Here is a 346-nt window from a genome sequence, read left to right on the forward strand (position 1 = left end):
CCAGAGTTCAAGGAGTATCAAGCACAGGTGATCAAGAACGCCAAGGCGATGGCCAAGGTGTTCATCGAGCGCGGTTTCGACGTGGTCTCCGGCGGTACCGATAACCACCTGTTCCTGGTCAGCCTGATTCGTCAGGGCCTGACCGGTAAAGACGCCGACGCCGCCCTCGGTCGGGCCGGCATCACGGTGAACAAGAACTCCGTGCCGAACGACCCGCAGTCGCCGTTCGTCACCTCGGGCCTGCGCATCGGTACCCCGGCCATCACCACCCGCGGCTTCAAGGAGCAACAGAGCATCGAGTTGGCCGGCTGGATCTGCGACATCCTCGATCACCTCGGCGATGCCG

Annotated in this window: 1 pseudogene; it reads left to right on the forward strand. The window is 63.0% G+C overall.

Annotated features, from left to right (window positions below):
• Positions 1-346: pseudogene (gene glyA, locus PH586_RS23465) on the forward strand (serine hydroxymethyltransferase); the annotation flags it as partial.

Origin of the sequence: Pseudomonas aestuarii (genome assembly GCF_027988105.1) — a bacterium.
Taxonomy (GTDB): Bacteria; Pseudomonadota; Gammaproteobacteria; order Pseudomonadales; family Pseudomonadaceae; genus Aquipseudomonas; species Aquipseudomonas aestuarii.